Below are 18,041 nucleotides of genomic sequence, written 5' to 3' on the forward strand. Positions count from 1 at the left end.
ACGGTGATTTGAAAGCTGTTTTCCAGGGCATAGCGGACCGGATCACCGACACCGCTCGTCCGGTCGAAGTACGTGTCAGCCGGCCCGAAGACCGACCGCCAGCGTCAGTTCAAGGACCCGGTGTGGCGATGCGAGGTCCGGAAACAGCTCCCGCAGCTGCGACATCCGGTACCGGACCGTCTGGGGGTGGACGAACAGCGCCGCCGCCACCTCGTCCCGCCTGCCCTGGTGCAGCAGCCACTCGCGCAGCGTCTCCTCCAGCCGCTGTGCGGTCGCGACGGGCAAGGTCCGCAGGGGTGCGAGGGCTCGGGCACGCAGGTCTGCGAACGCGTCCAGGTCGGCGCTCAGCACCAGCTCCGGCAGGTGGTCCTCGGTGTCGCGAATATCAGCGGAGAGGGAGCGCGCGCGCAGCGCTCGTGCGTACGAGGCGGACGCACGAGTCCATGGCCGGGCCGGGCCGACCACGGCGGTGCGGTCGGTCAGCTGCCGCAGGAGATGTGGTCGGTCGGCATCGGGGACGAGCAGCACACCGGTGGCGTCCGGCAGATCGTCGAGGACGAGGGTGCTCGGGTCGAGCGCGCGGTAGGCAGGCCGGGCCTGGTCGGCGGGCAGCAGGACCGCGGTCAGCGAGGCCGGAGGCTGCCACCCCGCCCGCTGAACAGAGGCCAGCAGCACGTCCGGGCTCGCGCCGGCGAGGAGGTCGCGGGCCAGGTGTTCCAGGTGGCGCTCCTGGGCCCTGCCCCGAGCGGCCAGTTCGTCGGCGTGGCCCGCGGCGCTCGCGGCGGAGAGCTCGTCGATGTAGGCGAAGGTCAGTTCGGCGAACTTGGCGACCTCGGCGGCGGGCAGACCTGCGGGTACTGCACCCGCTGCCAGGCATCGCCAGGCCACGCGGGCGCCGACGCGGTAGGCGCTGAGCAGGGCGTCCATCGAACGGCCGTCGCGCACCTCGCCGCGGCCCAGCTCGTAGGCGGCGTCGCCGGCATCACCACCCGTGGCGTTCCCGCTCGCCAGGTCCAGGTAGTTTCCCAGGGCGGTGCGCACGGCTCGGCGGATGGTGCCGCCCATGCTGCCCGAAAGGGCGTTGGCGTAGGAAGGGACCTCGTCGATGATCGCCTGGACGACCTCGTCGGCGGTGGTCCTCAGCGCGGCCCGAAGTGCGGTGACCGTCGTCTCGTCCAGGGCCAGTTCGCTGGCCCTCCGGATGGCATGGCTCACGTTTTTGTTCCCTGCGAACAATTCGACCGACCAGATTCACGTCCTGCGGTCAGGACTTTACGCCTTGAGGCACAGCAAGCTGGAGTCATGATGAGTGCGGCCCTCCGCGGCAGGGCGTGGAAACTGCTGGAGATGGTCACGACGCCGCTGCTGCCGTCGGACTACCTCGACCTGGTCAGCCCGCTGCGTGCGGGCGCCGACCTGCGTGGGCGCATCGAGGCCGTGCACCCCGAGACGGGTGACGCCGCGACCATCGTGATCAGACCGGGACGGGGCTGGCGCGGCCACAGGGCCGGTCAGTACGTGCGGATCGGGGTCGACGTCGATGGGGTGCGCCTGTGGCGTGCCTACTCCATCACCTCGCCGGCAAACCGCCCGGACGGCCGCGTCACGATCACCGTGAAGACGATCCCGGACGGCAAGGTCAGCAACCACCTGGTCCGCCGGGCGAAGCCGGGCACGCTGATCCAGCTCGACCAGCCGACCGGTGACTTCGTGCTGCCGCAGGCCACGCCCGCCAAGGTGCTGTACCTGACGGCCGGCAGCGGCATCACACCCGTGATGGGCATGCTGCGCGACACCGAGTTCGACGACGTCGTCATGGTCCACTGCGCGCCACGGCCGCAAGATGTGATCTTCCGCAACGAACTGCACGACTTGGTCGCCGACAAGAAGTTGCGGCTCACCGAGGTGCACACCGACACACACGGCACGCTCGACATCACCCGTCTCGACGAACTCGTACCCGACTGGGCCGAGCGCGAGACCTGGGCCTGCGGACCCGCGGGCCTGCTCGACGCCATCGAAGCGCACTGGAGCGAGCACGGCGTACAGGAGCGCCTGCACACCGAACGCTTCCGCCCCAGCATCGTCGTCGCCGGCGACGGCGGCGAGGTCACGTTCAGCGCCACCGGCAAGACCGTCGACGCGGACGGCGCCACGCCGTTGCTGGACGTCGGCGAGGAGGCCGGCGTGCTGATGCCCTCCGGGTGCCGCATGGGCATCTGCTTCGGCTGCATCTCGCCGCTCAAGGCTGGTGCCGTCCGCGACGTGCGCACCGGCGAGCTCACTGAAGCCGAGCCGGGCGTCCTCATCCAGACCTGTGTGTCCGCCGCGGCGGGCCCCTGTGACATCGACCGGTAGGAGCACCTTGACCGCCATCGACCCCACCGCCCACCTGACCGCGGAGCAGATCGAGGAGCTCGGCCGCGAGCTGGACGCGATCCGCGACGAGGTGATCGCCGGCCGCGGCGAGAACGACGCCGCCTACATCCGCAAGGTCATCTCCGCGCAGCGCAAGCTCGAACTGGTCAGCAGGGGCGTGCTGCTGTTCTCGATCTTCCCGCCCGCGTGGCTGCTCGGCACCGCCGGCCTGTCCGTGGCGAAGATCATGGACAACATGGAGATCGGCCACAACATCCTGCACGGCCAGTGGGACTGGATGCGCGACCCGAAGATCCACTCCACCACCTGGGAGTGGGATCACGTCTCGCCGGCCGACCAGTGGAAGCACTCGCACAACGAGCTGCACCACACGTACACCAACGTGATCGGCAAGGACAACGACCTCGGCTACGGCATCATGCGCGTCGACGAGGACCAGAAGTGGCAGCCGTTCCACCTCGGCCAGCCGCTGTGGAACTTCCTCAACGCCTGCTTCTTCGAGTACGGCATCGCGGCGTACGACCTGGAGCTCGGCAAGAACCTGCACAAGCGCCGCCGCAACAACCCGGAGTTCCGCGCGCGGGCCAAGGCCGTGGGCCGCAAGATCCGCAAGCAGGTGCTCAAGGACTACGTGATTCACCCGCTGCTGTCGGGTCCTTCGTTCCTCCCCACGCTCGCCGCCACGTTCACCGCGAACCTGGTCCGCAACATCTGGTCCCACTCGGTGATCATGTGCGGGCACTTCCCTGAGGGCGTGCAGGTCTTCGAGCGCCGGTCGATCAAGGGCGAGACGCGGGGGCAGTGGTACCTGCGCCAGATGATGGGCTCGGCCAACATCAGCGGCAGCAAGGCCATGCACTTCATGACCGGCAACCTCTCGCACCAGATCGAGCACCATCTGTTCCCGGACCTGCCGAGCAACCGGTACGCCGAGGTCGCGGTGAAGGTGCGCGCGCTGTTCGAGAAGTACGAGCTGGAGTACGTCACCGGGCCGCTGCCCAAGCAGGTGTTCTCCGCGTGGCGCAAGGTCTTCCGGCTCTCGCTGCCGAACAAGAACCCCAAGGTCAAGACGCCGGACCGCGAGCGGGAGCTCGTCGCCGCCTGATTCCCGGTACCGGTTCAGATCTCTCGGCCGTACCGGCGGCGCCGCCCTCCTTCGGCTCGATGCACGACTTCCTGTTCCACATCCATCGCGGGATGTTGGAGTTCGTCGGCCACAGGTCCTCGACCCCGTGGTCACCCATGGACCGGCCCGCATGACCGACGCGGCAAGGGCAGCGGCGCTGGACACGGTCAGCCAGTCCGTCGCGCACGCCGCGGCGGCTTCGCAGCCCACCGTTCGTTGACCAGCCGTCCTGGCGATGGGTCTTTCGGGCTCGCCGGGTCGGCCAGTTCCCTAATGGCGGTGGCTGGAGAGTGCAGGTCAGTATGGCTCCGGCTGGACCGGCTACAAGGCGCATCTGACCGACACCTGTGAGCCTCGGACACGCTGCACGTGATCACGCACGCGGCCCCCGCCGACGCCGTGGCGGCCGACGGAGATGACCGAACCGGTCCACCATGCGCTCGCGGAACGGCAGTTACTGCCGGACGTGCATGTCGTTGCTGCCGGCTGCACCACGGCCGCCTTGTTCCTGACCGCGCGTCACCGGCCTTCGCCGCACGCGCTACCGCAACCATGCCGGCGACCCGCCTCGGCAGCGTCTTCGCCGCCACCGCGATCAACGTCATCCGCATCGACCGATCGCTGACCTGCACCCCACTCGGCGGCACCCGCTGCACCTCTCACCTCGAAGCTTTCATTGCGGGCGGCGGGGGCGCACGGGATGGAGTGAGGGGCGCGGGAGCGCGGAGGCCTCGGCGTGCTGCCTCGTTCGCGAGGTTTGCGTTACCAGGCGGTGAAACCGCCCCCTTTGCGCCGTACCGGGGCATCCGCGAGGCTGTTTGCCTTGTACATGCGACGCCGAGCTGTCGTCCACCGCGGCGTCGCCTTCAACCACGACCACTCCGCTCACTCCTGTACGTCGCCAGGTACGTCCCCAGGGAGGGAATGTGTCCGCCCCCGAAAGCGCCACCGAACCCGCCACCGAGGAACCCGCCACCGCACCCGACGGCGAGGGGCAGCTGACCAGTCTCAGCACCCAGGCGGCGCGCCAGCTCGCCACGACGACCAAGTCCGAACCGCAGATGCAGGCCATCAGCTCGCGCTGGCTGCTGCGGACGCTGCCGTGGGTGGACGTCAAGGGCGGCACCTACCGGGTCAACCGGCGTCTGCAACTGCGGATCGGCCGCGGGCGGGTGCAGTTCGAGCAGAACGGCGCCGACGACATCAAGGTCATCCCCGAGACCCTCACCGAACTGCCGGTGCTGCGCGGCTACTCCGACACCGAGGTCCTCAAGGAGGTCGCCACCCGCTTCCGGGTCCGGGAGGTGCGGGCGGGACAGGTGCTGTTCGAGGCCGGGCAGCGGGTCACGGAGGCCTATCTCGTCGTGCACGGCAAGTTCACCCGGTTCACCGAGGGCAAGTACGGCGAGGAGGAGATCATCGGGGTCGTCGCCGACGGCGACCAGATGGGCGACGAGGCCATCGGGCAGTCCGACCCGCTGTGGCTGAGCTCGGTGCGGGCGGAGACGGCCGGCGTACTGCTGGTGCTGCCCTGGGACGTGGTGAGGGAGTTCACCGACCGGGTGCCCTCGCTCGCCGCACATCTGGAGGCGTTCGCGGCACGGCAGAAGCTGCCGATGAACCGCAAGGGCGAGGCGGACGTTCCCGTACAGGCCGGCCATGTCGGCGAGCCGACGCTCAACGGCGGCTTCGTGAACTACGACCTCGCGCCGCGCGAGTACGAGCTGTCGCTCACCCAGACCGTCCTGCGGGTCCACACCCGGGTCGCCGACCTCTACAACAACCCGATGAACCAGACCGAGCAGCAGCTGCGCCTGACGGTCGAGGAGATCCGCGAGCGCCAGGAGTGGGAGCTGGTCAACAACCGGGAGTTCGGGCTGCTGCACAACGTCGACTACGGCCAGCGCGTCAGCACCTTCACCGGGCCGCCGACCCCGGACGACATGGACGAGCTGCTGGCCATGCGCCGCAAGACCAAGGTGTTCCTCGCCCATCCGAAGGCGATCGCGGCCTTCTTCCGGCAGTGCAACCGGCGCGGTCTGGTGCCGGGCACGGCGAGCGTCGAGGGGCATGAGATCCCTGCCTGGCGGGGGGTTCCGATCTTCCCCTGCAACAAGATCCCGATCAGTCGCGATCACACCAGCAGCATCATCGCGCTGCGCACCGGGGAGTCCGACCAGGGGGTGATCGGGCTCTACCAGACCGGCATCCCCGACGAGTTCCAGCCGGGCCTGAACGTGCGCTTCATGGGCATCGACACGGCCGCGATCATCCGCTACCTGGTGACCGCCTACTACTCGCTGGCCATCCTGGTGCCGGATGCGGCCGGGATCCTGGAGAACGTCCAGATCGGCCGGACGGCCGACTGAGGGTGGAGCACGCAATGAGCACGTCCGCCGCCTCGTCCTCGCTGCCGGGGCCGCCCAATCTGGCCCGCACCGTTCGCACCCGGCGCGGCGGGGCGATCCCCGGCCTCAAGTACCGGCGGGTCGCCCCCGCCGACCCGGCGAAGGTGGAGGAGGTCGACCGCAGGCTGGAGGCCTGGGCCCACGGCCTCGACCTGTTCCCGAAGGCCTGGTCCGGGGACTTCTCGGGCTTCCAGTTCGGCCGGGCCGTGGTGCTCCAGCATCCGGCGGCGGCCGACCTGGAACGCCTCACCGCCGCCGGCAAGTTCCTGCTGGCGGAGAACCTCGTCGACAGCTGCTACTGCGAGGAGGACGAGGGCAGGGGCGGCGCCCGGCGCGGTCTCGGCGGCCGGCTGATCCTGGCCCAGTCGGCGCTCGACCCCTTCCACAGCACACCCGCGCTGCAGGAGCAGTGGGCGCGCGGAGTGCAGGCCGACGGGCCGCTGCGCTCGTACCACTGGGCGATGAAGGACTACGCCGCCGTCGCCACCCCCAGCCAGACCGACCGGTTCGTGCACGACATGGCACGGCTGCACCTCGGCTATCTCGCCGAGGCCGCCTGGGCGGAGATCCGGTATGTGCCGCAGGTGTGGGAGTACCTGGTGATGCGGCAGTTCAACAACTTCCGCCCCTGTCTGTCGATCATCGACGCGGTGGACGGCTACGAGCTGCCGGAGGCCGTCTACGCCCGCCCGGAGATCCAGCGCATCACCGCACTCGCCTGCAACGCCACCACCATCGTCAACGACCTCTACTCCTTCACCAAGGAGCTGGCGAGCGACCCCACCCACCTCAACCTGCCCCAGGTCCTCGCCGCCAACGAGCGGTGCGGGCTGAAGGCCGCCTATCTGAAGGCCGTCGAGATCCACAACGAGATCATGACCGCCTTCGAGGACGAGTCCGCCCTCCTCGCCGCCACCTCGCCCCTCGTGGAGCGCTACGCCCGGGGCCTGTCCGACTGGGTGGCCGGCAACCACGAGTGGCACGCCACCAACACCCACCGCTACCACCTGCCCGACTACTGGTAACGCCCGCTGTGCTGACAACCCGTCAGACGCACCACGAGGAGTCCTAGTTGACCATCGCCCCCCACGCCGACACCAAGGCGGCACCGGTGCCGACCCAGTCCACGTACCAGAACCGCGTCGCGGACTACTGGAACGCCGAGGAGAACCCGGTCAACCTCGAACTGGGCAAGATCGACGATCTCTATCACCACCACTACGGCGTCGGCGACGTCGACTGGACCGTGCTCGACGAGCCCGACCCCGACCTGCGGCGGGAACGGATCACCACCGAACTGCACCGCCTGGAGCACGCCCAGGCCGAGCTCCTGGCCGGCCACCTCGGCCCGCTGTCCGCCGCCGACCGCGTCTTCGACGCCGGCTGCGGACGCGGCGGCGGCAGCGTCGTGGCGCATCTGCGGTACGGCTGCCACGCGGACGGCGTGACGATCTCCGCCAAGCAGGCCGCGTTCGCCAACGAGCAGGCCCGCAAGCGGGGCATCGACAGCCGGGTGCGCTACCACCACCGCAACATGCTCGACACGGGCTTCGCCACCGGCGCGTACGCGGCGTCGTGGAACAACGAGTCGACCATGTACGTCGAGCTGGAACTGCTGTTCGCCGAGCACTCCCGGCTGCTGCGCCGCGGCGGGCGCTACGTGGTGATCACCGGCTGCTACAACGACACCTACGGCCGGGCCTCCCGCGAGGTCTCCCAGATCAACGCCCACTACATCTGCGACATCCACCCGCGCTCGGAGTACTTCCGGGCGATGGCCCGCCACCGCCTCGTGCCCGTCCACGTACAGGACCTCACGGCCGACACCATCCCTTACTGGGAGCTGCGCCGGCAGGCGGACCACCTGGTCACGGGCATCGAGGACACGTTCCTGACCGCGTACAAGAACGGCAGTTTCCAGTATCTGCTGATCGCCGCCGACCGGGTGTGAGCCCCTCGGTCACGCCGTAGCGGCTGACACGCGCCGGGGCGCACGTACCGGCACGGGCTGGTGCGATCAATGCGGCATCCCCGCATCGCACGAGCCCGTGCCGGAACCCCCCGAGCGGCTCCCCCCTGGACCGTGGGCATTTACTGTTCTACCTTCGCCACATGGTCGGGGCATCAACGCCCGCTCATCAGCGACACAACGGGCGGACGCCAGACGGACCGGGTGATGCGGAATGCGACCGCACCTCGCTCTGATCGAGGACGACCCCGACTTCGCACTGATGTGCCGTTCCTATCTGGAGCGCGCGGGCTTCACGGTCACCTGGGCCATGGACGCGCGTGCCGGGAAGGCCGCCCTGTACGAGGGCGGTGTAGATCTCGCCGTTCTCGATCTGGGGCTGCCGGACGGCAGCGGCCTGGAGCTGCTGCGGGCGCTGCGGTCCACGAGCCGGCTGCCGGTCATCGTCGTGACGGGGCGCGGCGCGGAGGCCGACCGGGTGGCGGGCCTGGAGATCGGGGCGGACGACTACCTGGTCAAGCCGTTCTCCCAGCGGGAACTGGTGGCCCGTATCCACGCCGTGCTGCGCCGCTCGCAGCCGCCTGAGCTGCCGAGCGTGCTGCAGGTCGGCGCGCTGCGCATCGACTCCGCCGCCCGCCTGGCGTCCGTCGACGGTGTCCAGCTGATGCTGCGCCCCAAGGAGTACGGCCCTCGACATGCCGCAGGGCCATCCGGCGCTGTCCGTCCTGGAGCGGCAGCTGAGCACGCTGGCGCGGATGAGCAACGACCTGCTGGACGGCACGCGCGCGGTGACCGGGCGGCTGGAGCTGGTGTGCGATCCGGTCGACGTGCGGTCCGTCGTGCAGGGCGCGTGCGCCGACATCCAAGGCCTGTTCGGGCACGAGGGCCGCACGCTGACGGTCGTGCTGCCGGCCGAGCCGGTCATGGTGGACGGCGACCGGCTGCGGCTGGCCCAGGTGCTGACGAACCTGCTGTCCAACGCGCTGAAGTACACCCGGCCGGGCGGCCGCACCGAGGTGGGTCTGACGGCCGCCGGCGGGCAGGCCCGGCTGATCGTGCGGGACGACGGCATCGGCTTCTCCCCCGCCCAGGCCGAGGAGCTGTTCGGGGTGTTCATGCGGGCCGCTCCGGCCGGCCCTGACACCCCCGAGGGCCTGGGGCTCGGGCTGGCGGTGGCGCGGACGGTGGTGGAACTGCACGGCGGTCGCATCTCCGCGCACAGCGACGGGCCGGACAAGGGCGCGATGTTCACGGTGCTGCTGCCGACGACCGACACCGTGAGCTTTCGCCCGTCCCGGCCGCCGGCCGTCCATGGCTCCCCCCGCCGGCTGTCCCTCCTGATCGTCGAGGACAACACGGACCTGGCCGCCACCTACCGCACCCTGCTGGAACGCCAGGGCCACCGGGTCACGGCGGTGCACACGGGCCAGGGCGCCCTCACCGCCACCGAGACGCACGCCTTCGACGTCGTCCTGTGCGACCTGGGCCTGCCGGACATCGACGGCTACGCGGTCGCACGGGCCCTGCGGGCGCGGCCGGACGGCGGCACGCTGCGGCTGATCGCGGTGTCCGGGTTCAGCCAGGGCAGCGACCGTGCCCTCTCGCGGGCGGCCGGATTCGACGCCCACCTCGCCAAACCGCTGCCGCTGACCGACCTCATGGACCTGCTGGAGCGTCTGGAACGCCCGGACGGCGCCTGAACTCACCCCGGTGTCTTCCGCCTTGGGCCTGCCTGTGCTTGCCTGGGGAGCCGTTTTCGGTTGCCGGGGCTGGAGTTGCCGTATGCGGAAGCCGTGGATCGTGGGGATGCTGCTGACCGGAGTGCTGCTGCTCAGCGCGTGCGGCGATCCGTCGTCCGGCCCTGAGGAGGCACCGCCCTCTCCTTCCGTCCCGGGAGCATCGGCATCGACGACCCATCAGCAGGCCCCGGCCTCCTCGGGCGCCCCTGCCGTGGCGCCGCGCGTGCTCTACCTCGGGGATTCGCTCGCGATGGAGGCCCAGAACGTGCTCGGGCAGGAGCTTCGCCGGGACCTGAGGGCGAAGTACACAAGTGCTCCGTACTCGGGCACCACCCTGTGTGACTACCTGGAGGGCACCGGGGCGAAGTCGCTGGTGCCGGACGCGGAGAAGGCGGCGGCACTGGTCCGTGCGCAGCATCCGGACTATGTGGTCATGCAGTTCTGGGGCAACGCGTGGGGCTTCACGTGGTGCATGGACGGCATCACCTACAACGCCTCGCAGAAGAAGTACTTCACCCGCTACCGGGCCGACCTGCGCCGGCTCACCGAGCAGATCGCCGCGGCGGGCGGCAGCAGACGTCCGCGGATCGTGTGGGTGCTGCAGGGCCCGGACCCGATCACGCCCGACCGGGTGCGGCGCGTGAACCAGATGTACGAGCAGCAGGCGGCCGTCTCGGGCGACCTCGTCGCCGACGCGGGCGCGACGGTCAGCCCCGCCGGCGCCCGCTACAGCTGGTCCCAGTACCTGCCGTGCACGGCCTACGAACACGAACACCGCGACTACTGCACCCAGCCGGGCCGCGACCGCACCGCCCTCCACCTCGACCAGGACTATCTGCACTTCTGCCTGGCACCGACGACGTCCACGCCGAAGCCGTGCCCGGTGCGCTCCCCCGGCATCCTGCGGATCACCCGAGAGATCACACAGGTGATTGCGCATCAGCAACTCATGTCCCATTGAGCGCTGTTGACATCACACAGCAGGCGCCTAGCGTGTCCACCGCACAGCATGTCGCACAACATTCGGTATTTCGAACCATAGTGGGGCGGTGAAGGGACACCGCCGCCCGACTCCCCGACATGCAAAGGACAACGGTGATGACCCCACCCCTCGGCAGACGCCAGTTCCTCGCGGCCACCGGCACCGCCTCGGCGGCCCTCGCCCTCACCGGCCCAGGGACCGCGCACGCCGCGAACGGAGCCGCCCGGGCCGCCGCTTCCGTCGTGCGGCCCTTCCCGCTCACCGCGGTGACCCTGCTGGACAGCCCCTTCCGGGACAACCAGCGCCGCAACTCGGCCTATCTGCGCTTCGTCGACCTCGACCGGCTGCTTCACACCTTCCGTACCAACGTCGGCCTCTCCAGCGGTGCCCAGCCCTGCGGCGGCTGGGAGGGGCCGGGCGTCGAGCTGCGCGGCCACTCCACCGGCCATCTGCTCTCCGGACTCGCCCTCGCCTACGCGGGCACCGGTGAGACGGCCCTGCGCGACAAGGGCCGCACCCTGGTCGCCGAGCTCGCCAAGTGCCAGGCCGCTTCGCCGGCCGCCGGGTTCGCCAGGGGGTATCTGTCCGCCTTCCCGGAGAGCTTCTTCGACCGCCTGGAGGCCGGGACCGGCGTATGGGCGCCGTACTACACCATCCACAAAATCATGGCCGGGCTGGTCGAGCAGTACCGGCTGGCCGGGAACGACCAGGCCCTGGACGTGGTGCTCCAGCAGGCGCGGTGGGTCGACGCACGCACCGCGAAGCTGTCGTACGAGCAGATGCAGCGGGTGCTGGAGACCGAGTTCGGCGGGATGAACGACGTCCTCGCCGATCTGCACGCCCTCACCGGGGACGGCAAGTGGCTCGACGTCGCCGAGCGCTTCACGCACGCCCGGGTCTTCGACCCGCTGGCCAGGGGCGAGGACCGGCTCGCCGGTCTGCACGCCAACACGCAGATCCCGAAGATGGTCGGCGCGCTGCGGCTGTGGGAGGAGGGCCGCCCCGACCGCTATCGCACCATCGCCGCGAACTTCTGGCAGATCGTCACCGGCCACCACTCGTACGTCATCGGCGGCAACAGCAACGGCGAGGCCTTCCACGAACCGGACGTGGTCGCCGGGCAGTTGTCCGACAACACGTGCGAGAACTGCAACAGCTACAACATGCTGAAGCTGACCCGGCTGCTGCACTTCCACACGCCTGGCCGCACCGATCTGCTCGACCACTACGAACGCACGCTGTTCAACCAGATGCTGGGCGAGCAGGACCCGGACTCCGAGCACGGCTTCAACATCTACTACACCGGTCTCGCGCCCGGTTCGTTCAAGCGCCAGCCGTCCTTCATGGGCACCGATCCGAACGCCTACTCCACCGACTACGACAACTTCTCCTGCGACCACGGCACCGGCATGGAGACGCACGCCAAGTTCGCCGACACGATCTACACGCACGGCGACCGTGACCTGCTGGTCAACCTGTTCATCCCGTCACAGGTCCTGTGGCGCGAGCAGGGCATCACCTGGCGGCAGACCACCGGCTTCCCGGACAGCTCCGCCACCACCTTGACGGTGACCGCCGGAAAGGCCTCGCACCGGCTGCAGATCCGCATCCCGTCCTGGGCCCACGGCGCCCGCGCCACGCTCAACGGCCGTGCACTGCCCGACCGCCCGAAGCCCGGCACCTGGCTCGCCCTGGACCGTGCCTGGCGCACCGGAGACCGGGTCGAGGTGTCCCTGCCGATGCGTACGACCGTGGAGGCGACCCCCGACGACCCCGATGTGCAGGCGGTGCTGCACGGCCCGGTGGTCCTGGCGGGAGCCTACGGCGACCGGGCGAACTCCTGGCTGCCCCGCCTCGACCTGAGCTCCGTGCGGCAGACGTCGTCGAACCCGCTGCGCTTCACCGCCCGCGCCGACGGCGAGGCGGTGACCCTGCTGCCGATCGCCCGCGTCCACCACCAGCACTACTCGGTGTACTGGCTCACCGGCGCGCCCCCGCCCCCTCCCCCGGCGTTCGCCGCCTGGCACCGCTTCGACGAGACCTCGGGCACGACCGCGGCCGACGCGACCGGCAACGGCCGGACGGCCCGACTGGCGGGCGGTGCCTCATGGTCGGCCTCGGGACGGATCGGCGGGGCCGTGTCCCTGGACGGCACGGACGGCCATGTCGTCCTCGCCGAGGACCTGTTGGCGGGCGCCTTGGCCTACTCCCTCGCCACCTGGGTACGCCTCGACGGGCAGCCGGGTGCCTGGAGCAGGATCTTCGACGTCGGCACCGGCGTCACCGCCAACCTGTTCCTGACCCCGCTCAGCGGCGACGGCACTCTGCGCTATGCGATCACCGCCGGCGGCGCGGGCGGCGAGCAGCGCATCGACGCCGACCCGCTGCCCGTCGGCCGGTGGGTGCATGTGGCGGTGACGTACGGCGGCGGGACGGCGGTCCTGTACGTCGACGGCGCGGAGGCCGGCCGCAACGCGGGCGTCACCGTGGAGCCGCGCCACTTCGGCAACCACATCCGCGCCGGGTATGTCGGCAGGTCCCAGTACGCCGATCCGTATCTGAAGGGCGCGGTGGACGACTTCCGGGTGTGCGGCAGGACGCTGAGCGCCACCGAGGTGGCGGCGCTGGCACAGGCCTAGGTCAGGGGCAGGTGCGGTCGGCCCGTCCCCTACCCCGCGGAGGGCGGGCCGGCCGTCACTCGCAAGCGGCCGTCACTCGCCCGCGTACGCCTTCTCCAGGGCCGCGATGTCGAACTTGCCCATCGCCATGAACGCCTTGGTCGTGCGGGACGCCTTCTCCTGGTCGGCATCGCTGATCATGTCGATGAGCCCGTCGGGCACGACCTGCCAGGACAGGCCGTACCTGTCCTTGAGCCAGCCGCAGGGGCCGGGCTCGCCGCCGCCCTCGGTGAGCTTGGTCCAGTAGTAGTCGATCTCCTCCTGGTCCCTGCAGAAGATCTGGAAGGAGACCGCCTCGTTGAACTTGAACTGCGGGCCGCCGTTGAGCGCGACGAACTTCTGGCCGTTGGCCGTGAACTCCACCGCCAGCACGGAGCCGGCGGGGCCCGCGCCTCCCTCGACGTTGCGGCCGACCCGGCCGATGCTGGAGTTCTTGAAGATCGACACGTAGTAGTGCGCGGCCTCCTCCGCCTGGCCGTCGAACCAGAGACACGTGGTGAATCCGTCGGTGGTCATGAGCACCTCCTGGGGCGTGGAACGCGGTCACCTGTACCGACTGATCCTCGCCGCGGAACTCATCGGTCGGGCGGCCGGTTAATCCGGGTGGCCGCATCCGTGTCCGGAACTAGGCTCGCGGCCATGACGTCTTCGCCCGCACAGACCGCGGACAGCATCCGTCCCTTCCGCCTCGACATCCCGCAGAGCGACCTCGACGACCTCCACGCACGTCTGGACCGCACCCGCTGGCCGGACGAGCTGCCCGGCACCGGGTGGGCCTACGGCGTGCCGGCGGACTACCTGCGCGAGCTCCACCACCACTGGCGCACCTCCTACGACTGGCGAGCCGCCGAGGCGCAGCTCAACCAGTGGCCGCAGTTCACCACGACGATCGACGGATCGACCGTCCACTTCGCCCATGTCCGCTCCCCCGAGCCGGACGCCACACCGCTGATCATCACGCATGGTTGGCCCGGGTCGATCGTCGAGTTCCTGGACGTGGTCGGGCCGCTCGCCGACCCCGCCGCGCACGGCGGCGATCCTGCCGACGCGTTCCACGTCGTCGTACCGAGCATCCCCGGGTTCGGGCTGTCCGGGCCTGCCGCCGACACCGGCTGGGAGGCGGGCCGGGTCGCCGACGCGTGGGCCGAGCTGATGCGACAGCTCGGCTACGAGCAGTTCGGCGCGCAGGGCGGCGACTGGGGTGCCGCCATCTCCCGCGAGCTGGGGCGCGCACACCCCGACCGGGTGATCGGCGTGCATCTCAACCTGCTTCCGGGCGCTCAGCAGGCCACCGAGCCGACGCAGGACGAGCTGGACGAGCTCGGTACGGAGGAGCAGGAGCGTGCGCTGCTGTCCTGGCGCCGGTGGAGCGAATGGTCGCGCGAGGGCACGGGCTACGCCGTCCTGCACTCCACCCGGCCGCAGACCGTGGCGTACGCCCTCAGCGACTCGCCCGTCGGCCAACTCGCCTGGATCGTGGAGAAGTTCCGGGAGTGGACGGACTCGGCGCTGCTGCCCGAGGAGGCCGTGGACCGGGACCGGATGCTCACCAACGTGATGCTGTACTGGCTGACCGGGACCGCCGGTTCCGCCGCCCGCATCTACTACGAGCGCGCCCACGCCACGGGTCGTGTCGCCCTGCCGGACGAGCCGTCGGCCGCACCGACCGCGCTCGCGCTCTTCCCCGCCGAGCTCCAGATCCCGCTGCGCCACAAGGCGGAGCGCACGGAGAACATCGTGCGCTGGACGGAGTTCGACCGGGGTGGCCACTTTGCCGCGATGGAGGAACCAGACCTGCTGGTCGAGGACGTGCGGGCGTTCTTCCGGCAGCTGCGCGAGAAGGGCTGAGAGCGGGCTCTGCCCGTGGCGAATCTGCCACGGGCAGAGAAATCGCATGCGGGGCCGGGGCAGGGCCAAGAGTGGAGTCGACGGCATCACCGCTCGACGGGAGGAACCAAAGACCATGACTCCACTCACCACGCTCACGCCTCGCGCCGAGGAGGGCGACACCCCGCCCAGCCGGCTCGACGACCATCTCGCGTCCCAACTCCTCGGCCAGCGCATCGTGTTCCTCGGCACCCAGGTCGACGAGGTCTCCGCGAACCGGGTCTGCGCGCAGCTGCTCCTGCTGTCCGCGGAGGACCCGCGCACCGACATCAGCCTGTACATCAACAGCCCGGGCGGCTCCGTGCACGCGGGCCTCGCGATCTACGACACGATGCGGCTGATCCCCAACGACGTCTCGACGCTCGCCATGGGCTTCGCGGCCAGCATGGGCCAGTTCCTGCTGTGCGGCGGCACACCCGGCAAGCGGTACGCCCTGCCCAACGCGCGGATCATGATGCACCAGGGGTCGGCGGGCATCGGCGGCACCACCGCCGACATCGAGATCCAGGCGGAGAACCTGGAGCACACCAAGCGGACCATGGAACGGCTCATCGCCGAGAACACGGGCCAGAGCGCCGAGACCATCGCCCGGGACGGCGACCGGGACCGCTGGTTCACGGCCGAGGAGGCCAGGGAGTACGGCATGGTGGACCGGGTCCTGGAGTCCCTCGCGGATGTCCGCCCGGCCGCCTCGAAGCGACGGATGGGGCTGTGACATGGGCAACTACACGATTCCGTACGTCGTCGAGCGCACGGCGCACGGCGAGCGCTCCTCCGACGTGTTCAGCCGGCTGCTGTCGGAGCGGATCATCTTCCTCGGCACCGAGATCGACGACGGGGTGGCCAACGTCGTCATCGCGCAACTGCTCCATCTGGAGTCGTCGGCGCCGGAGAACGAGATCGCGGTGTACATCAACTCGCCCGGCGGCTCGTTCACTTCGCTGATGGCGATCTACGACACGATGACCTTCGTGCAGGCGCCGATCTCGACGGTATGCGTCGGCCAGGCGGCTTCCACGGCGGCCGTACTGCTGGCCGCCGGGGACCCTGGGCGGCGGATCGTGCTGGAGCACGCGCGGGTGCTGCTCGGTCAGCCCGCCGCCGGTGGCAGCCGGGGCATGATCTCCGACCTCACGCTCCAGGCCAAGGAAATGGTCCGGATCCGCTCCCAGGTGGAGCAGGTGCTGGCCCGGCACACCGGGCACGACATCGCGACGCTGCGCGCGGACATGGACCGCGACAAGGTGTTCACCGCCGAGGACGCGGTGGCCTACGGGCTGGCCGACGAGGTGCTGAGCCGGCGCCCCGCCACGGTCTGAGGCACCGGCCCGCAAGCGTCCGTCAGGCGGCCAGGCAGAGTCCGTTGTACGGCGAAGTGGACGTCCGGCGGCTCCGGTCGGGCTGCCGGCCGGCGATCCGGACGAGTTCGCCCTGCGCCCGCGACAGCAGGTCGCCGAGGCCCAGTCCGAGGGCGTGGGCGGCGGCCGCGAGGACCTCGGAGGAGGCCTCCTTGCGGCCGCGCTCCACCTCGGAGAGGTACGGCATGGAGATCCGGGCCTGATCGGCCACGTCCTTCAGGGTGCGCTCCTGGGCGAGGCGTTCACGCCGCAGGACGTCGCCGACGAGGTCCCGCCACAGCGGCTCCCTGGGCGGCGCAGGCGAGGTGGCGGGCCGCTCGCCCTGCGGGCGGCGCAGCGGAATGACATCGGCTTCGTTCGGCGCTTGGCTGCTCACGGCTTCAGACTAGATTCCCTCGCCTCGATGGGAAGAGACCGGCGTTCCGCTCTGGGTGGAATCACCAAGGGGAGTCTGCGGTGACGATCTGTATTCGGTCCCGCTCACGGGCATGTCCTGGCGCAGAGCGGGTACGCGCCCCCCAGAAGGGCACGACGTAGACGACGTCGAACCGTGACTTCGTGGGAGAGGGAATGGACACCGCCGTGGAAGGGTCGGAGGCACAGGTCGTCGCGAAGACCGCCGGGACCAGCACGGGTGATGGACCACTGCCGGGGATCGCGGAGCCGCGCGCCGTGGCCCCGCGTGACGCGCGGGAGCTTTCTCGTCAGTTCTTCCAGCGCCTCGCGGAGCTCGAGGAGGGTACGCACGAATTCCAGTACGCACGCAACACGCTCATCGAGATGAACATCTCGCTGGTGCGGTTCGCAGCCGGGCGGTTCCGGGGACGCGGCGACGACATGGAGGACATCGTCCAGACCGGGATGATCGGCCTGATCAAGGCGATCGACCGGTTCGAGCTGTCCCGTGAGGTCGAGTTCACCTCGTTCGCGCTGCCGTACATCGTCGGCGAGATCAAGCGTTTCTTCCGTGACACCACCTGGGCGGTGCATGTGCCGCGCAGGCTGCAGGAGCTGCGTGTCGAGCTGGCCAAGGCACGCGAGGAACTCGCCAGCCGGCTGGACCGGGAGCCGACGGTTCCCGAGCTCGCCACCTTGATGAACATCCCCGAGAACGAGGTGATCGAGGCGCAGATCGCGGCCAACGGCTACAACTCCTCCTCCCTGGACGCGGCGCTCACCGGCGACGGGCCGGAGGGCGGTGAGGCGGTGCTCGCCGACTTCATCGGAGTGGAGGAGGACGGGCTGCGGCTCGTCGAGGACTTCCAGTCGCTGGCCCCGCTGATGGCGGAACTCGGCGAGCGGGACCGGCAGATCATCCACATGAGGTTCGTGGAGGAGGCCACTCAGGCGGAGATCGGCGAACGGCTCGGCTGCTCGCAGATGCATGTGTCCCGACTGATCAAGCGGATCATCGCGCAGCTGCGCGAAGGAATGCTGGGCGAACTCGGCTGCGCATGAGGGGCTGCCGGTCGCATCCGTGACCGCCGCGGCCGCCGGTATCGGCGGCCGCGGCGG

Annotated in this window: 15 protein-coding genes and 1 pseudogene; 13 read left to right on the top strand and 3 right to left on the bottom strand. The window is 70.0% G+C overall.

Translation table 11 applies throughout. The features are described 5' to 3' along the window. Positions 1-75: 75 nt before the first annotated feature. On the bottom strand, positions 76-1,215 hold the full coding sequence (locus tag ACWCRD_RS17595) for a PucR family transcriptional regulator (protein WP_450966717.1): 1,140 nt from the start codon (positions 1,213-1,215) through the stop codon (positions 76-78). Between the two features lie 132 nt (positions 1,216-1,347). Between ACWCRD_RS17595 and ACWCRD_RS17600 the strand changes: the two genes are divergently transcribed. From ACWCRD_RS17600 to ACWCRD_RS17640, 9 genes and pseudogenes are all read left to right on the top strand, one after another. Then, positions 1,348-2,358 carry a ferredoxin reductase gene (locus tag ACWCRD_RS17600; protein WP_450967015.1) on the top strand — a complete coding sequence of 337 codons (1,011 nt, stop codon included), beginning with the start codon at positions 1,348-1,350 and terminating at the stop codon, positions 2,356-2,358. A gap of 7 nt (positions 2,359-2,365) precedes the next feature. Next, positions 2,366-3,484: a fatty acid desaturase family protein gene (locus tag ACWCRD_RS17605; RefSeq protein ID WP_450966718.1), complete on the top strand. Its 1,119-nt coding sequence runs from the start codon at positions 2,366-2,368 to the stop codon at positions 3,482-3,484. A gap of 947 nt (positions 3,485-4,431) precedes the next feature. Further along, positions 4,432-5,874 (top strand): family 2B encapsulin nanocompartment shell protein, encoded by a 1,443-nt coding sequence (locus tag ACWCRD_RS17610; RefSeq protein WP_450966719.1) that lies wholly within the window; start codon positions 4,432-4,434, stop codon positions 5,872-5,874. A 14-nt stretch (positions 5,875-5,888) separates the two neighbouring features. Next, entirely contained in the window at positions 5,889-6,938 is a 1,050-nt protein-coding gene (locus tag ACWCRD_RS17615) for a family 2 encapsulin nanocompartment cargo protein terpene cyclase (protein ID WP_450966720.1), read from the top strand. A 47-nt stretch (positions 6,939-6,985) separates the two neighbouring features. Further along, complete coding sequence (locus ACWCRD_RS17620) at positions 6,986-7,864, top strand: geranyl diphosphate 2-C-methyltransferase (protein ID WP_450966721.1); 879 nt, start codon at positions 6,986-6,988, stop codon at positions 7,862-7,864. 232 nt (positions 7,865-8,096) lie between these two features. Next, a pseudogene (locus ACWCRD_RS17625) lies at positions 8,097-8,423 on the top strand (response regulator transcription factor); the annotation flags it as partial. 154 nt (positions 8,424-8,577) lie between these two features. After that, positions 8,578-9,582, top strand: a complete 1,005-nt coding sequence (locus tag ACWCRD_RS17630) for a hybrid sensor histidine kinase/response regulator (RefSeq protein ID WP_450966722.1) — start codon at positions 8,578-8,580, stop codon at positions 9,580-9,582. A gap of 82 nt (positions 9,583-9,664) precedes the next feature. Continuing rightward, a complete protein-coding gene (locus ACWCRD_RS17635; protein WP_450966723.1) occupies positions 9,665-10,582 on the top strand; it encodes an SGNH/GDSL hydrolase family protein in 918 nt (305 codons plus the stop codon). 137 nt (positions 10,583-10,719) lie between these two features. Continuing rightward, a complete protein-coding gene (locus ACWCRD_RS17640) occupies positions 10,720-13,242 on the top strand; it encodes a beta-L-arabinofuranosidase domain-containing protein (protein ID WP_450966724.1) in 2,523 nt (840 codons plus the stop codon). Between the two features lie 72 nt (positions 13,243-13,314). On the opposite strand, the gene ACWCRD_RS17645 is transcribed toward ACWCRD_RS17640, so the two are convergent. After that, positions 13,315-13,797, bottom strand: coding sequence for a VOC family protein (locus ACWCRD_RS17645; RefSeq protein WP_450966725.1), 483 nt, complete (start codon positions 13,795-13,797; stop codon positions 13,315-13,317). Positions 13,798-13,920: 123 nt separating this feature from the next. On the opposite strand from ACWCRD_RS17645, the gene ACWCRD_RS17650 reads away from it, so the two are divergent. From ACWCRD_RS17650 to ACWCRD_RS17660, 3 genes are all read left to right on the top strand, one after another. Then, a complete protein-coding gene (locus ACWCRD_RS17650; protein WP_450966726.1) occupies positions 13,921-15,129 on the top strand; it encodes an epoxide hydrolase family protein in 1,209 nt (402 codons plus the stop codon). 115 nt (positions 15,130-15,244) lie between these two features. After that, a complete protein-coding gene (locus ACWCRD_RS17655; RefSeq protein ID WP_450966727.1) occupies positions 15,245-15,883 on the top strand; it encodes a ClpP family protease in 639 nt (212 codons plus the stop codon). A gap of 1 nt (position 15,884) precedes the next feature. Then, the gene (locus ACWCRD_RS17660; protein WP_450966728.1) at positions 15,885-16,487 is read left to right on the top strand and encodes a ClpP family protease; all 603 of its coding nucleotides are present in this window, start codon (positions 15,885-15,887) and stop codon (positions 16,485-16,487) included. A gap of 22 nt (positions 16,488-16,509) precedes the next feature. On the opposite strand, the gene ACWCRD_RS17665 is transcribed toward ACWCRD_RS17660, so the two are convergent. After that, a complete protein-coding gene (locus ACWCRD_RS17665; RefSeq protein WP_450966729.1) occupies positions 16,510-16,902 on the bottom strand; it encodes a helix-turn-helix domain-containing protein in 393 nt (130 codons plus the stop codon). 194 nt (positions 16,903-17,096) lie between these two features. Between ACWCRD_RS17665 and ACWCRD_RS17670 the strand changes: the two genes are divergently transcribed. Next, entirely contained in the window at positions 17,097-17,984 is an 888-nt protein-coding gene (locus ACWCRD_RS17670; protein ID WP_450966730.1) for an RNA polymerase sigma factor SigF, read from the top strand. Positions 17,985-18,041 lie beyond the last annotated feature (57 nt).

Source organism: Streptomyces sp. NPDC002092, from assembly GCF_053593775.1.

Excerpts from the sequence above, each read along its gene's own strand:
- ACWCRD_RS17600 (WP_450967015.1), top strand. The coding sequence starts at position 1,348 with ATGGTCACGACGCCGCTGCTGCCGTCGGACTACCTCGACCTGGTCAGC.
- ACWCRD_RS17615 (WP_450966720.1), top strand. The coding sequence starts at position 5,889 with ATGAGCACGTCCGCCGCCTCGTCCTCGCTGCCGGGGCCGCCCAATCTG.
- ACWCRD_RS17630 (WP_450966722.1), top strand. The coding sequence starts at position 8,578 with ATGCCGCAGGGCCATCCGGCGCTGTCCGTCCTGGAGCGGCAGCTGAGC.
- ACWCRD_RS17635 (WP_450966723.1), top strand. The coding sequence starts at position 9,665 with ATGCGGAAGCCGTGGATCGTGGGGATGCTGCTGACCGGAGTGCTGCTG.
- ACWCRD_RS17640 (WP_450966724.1), top strand. The coding sequence starts at position 10,720 with ATGACCCCACCCCTCGGCAGACGCCAGTTCCTCGCGGCCACCGGCACC.
- ACWCRD_RS17645 (WP_450966725.1), bottom strand. The coding sequence starts at position 13,797 with ATGACCACCGACGGATTCACCACGTGTCTCTGGTTCGACGGCCAGGCG.
- ACWCRD_RS17650 (WP_450966726.1), top strand. The coding sequence starts at position 13,921 with ATGACGTCTTCGCCCGCACAGACCGCGGACAGCATCCGTCCCTTCCGC.
- ACWCRD_RS17655 (WP_450966727.1), top strand. The coding sequence starts at position 15,245 with ATGACTCCACTCACCACGCTCACGCCTCGCGCCGAGGAGGGCGACACC.
- ACWCRD_RS17660 (WP_450966728.1), top strand. The coding sequence starts at position 15,885 with ATGGGCAACTACACGATTCCGTACGTCGTCGAGCGCACGGCGCACGGC.
- ACWCRD_RS17670 (WP_450966730.1), top strand. The coding sequence starts at position 17,097 with ATGGACACCGCCGTGGAAGGGTCGGAGGCACAGGTCGTCGCGAAGACC.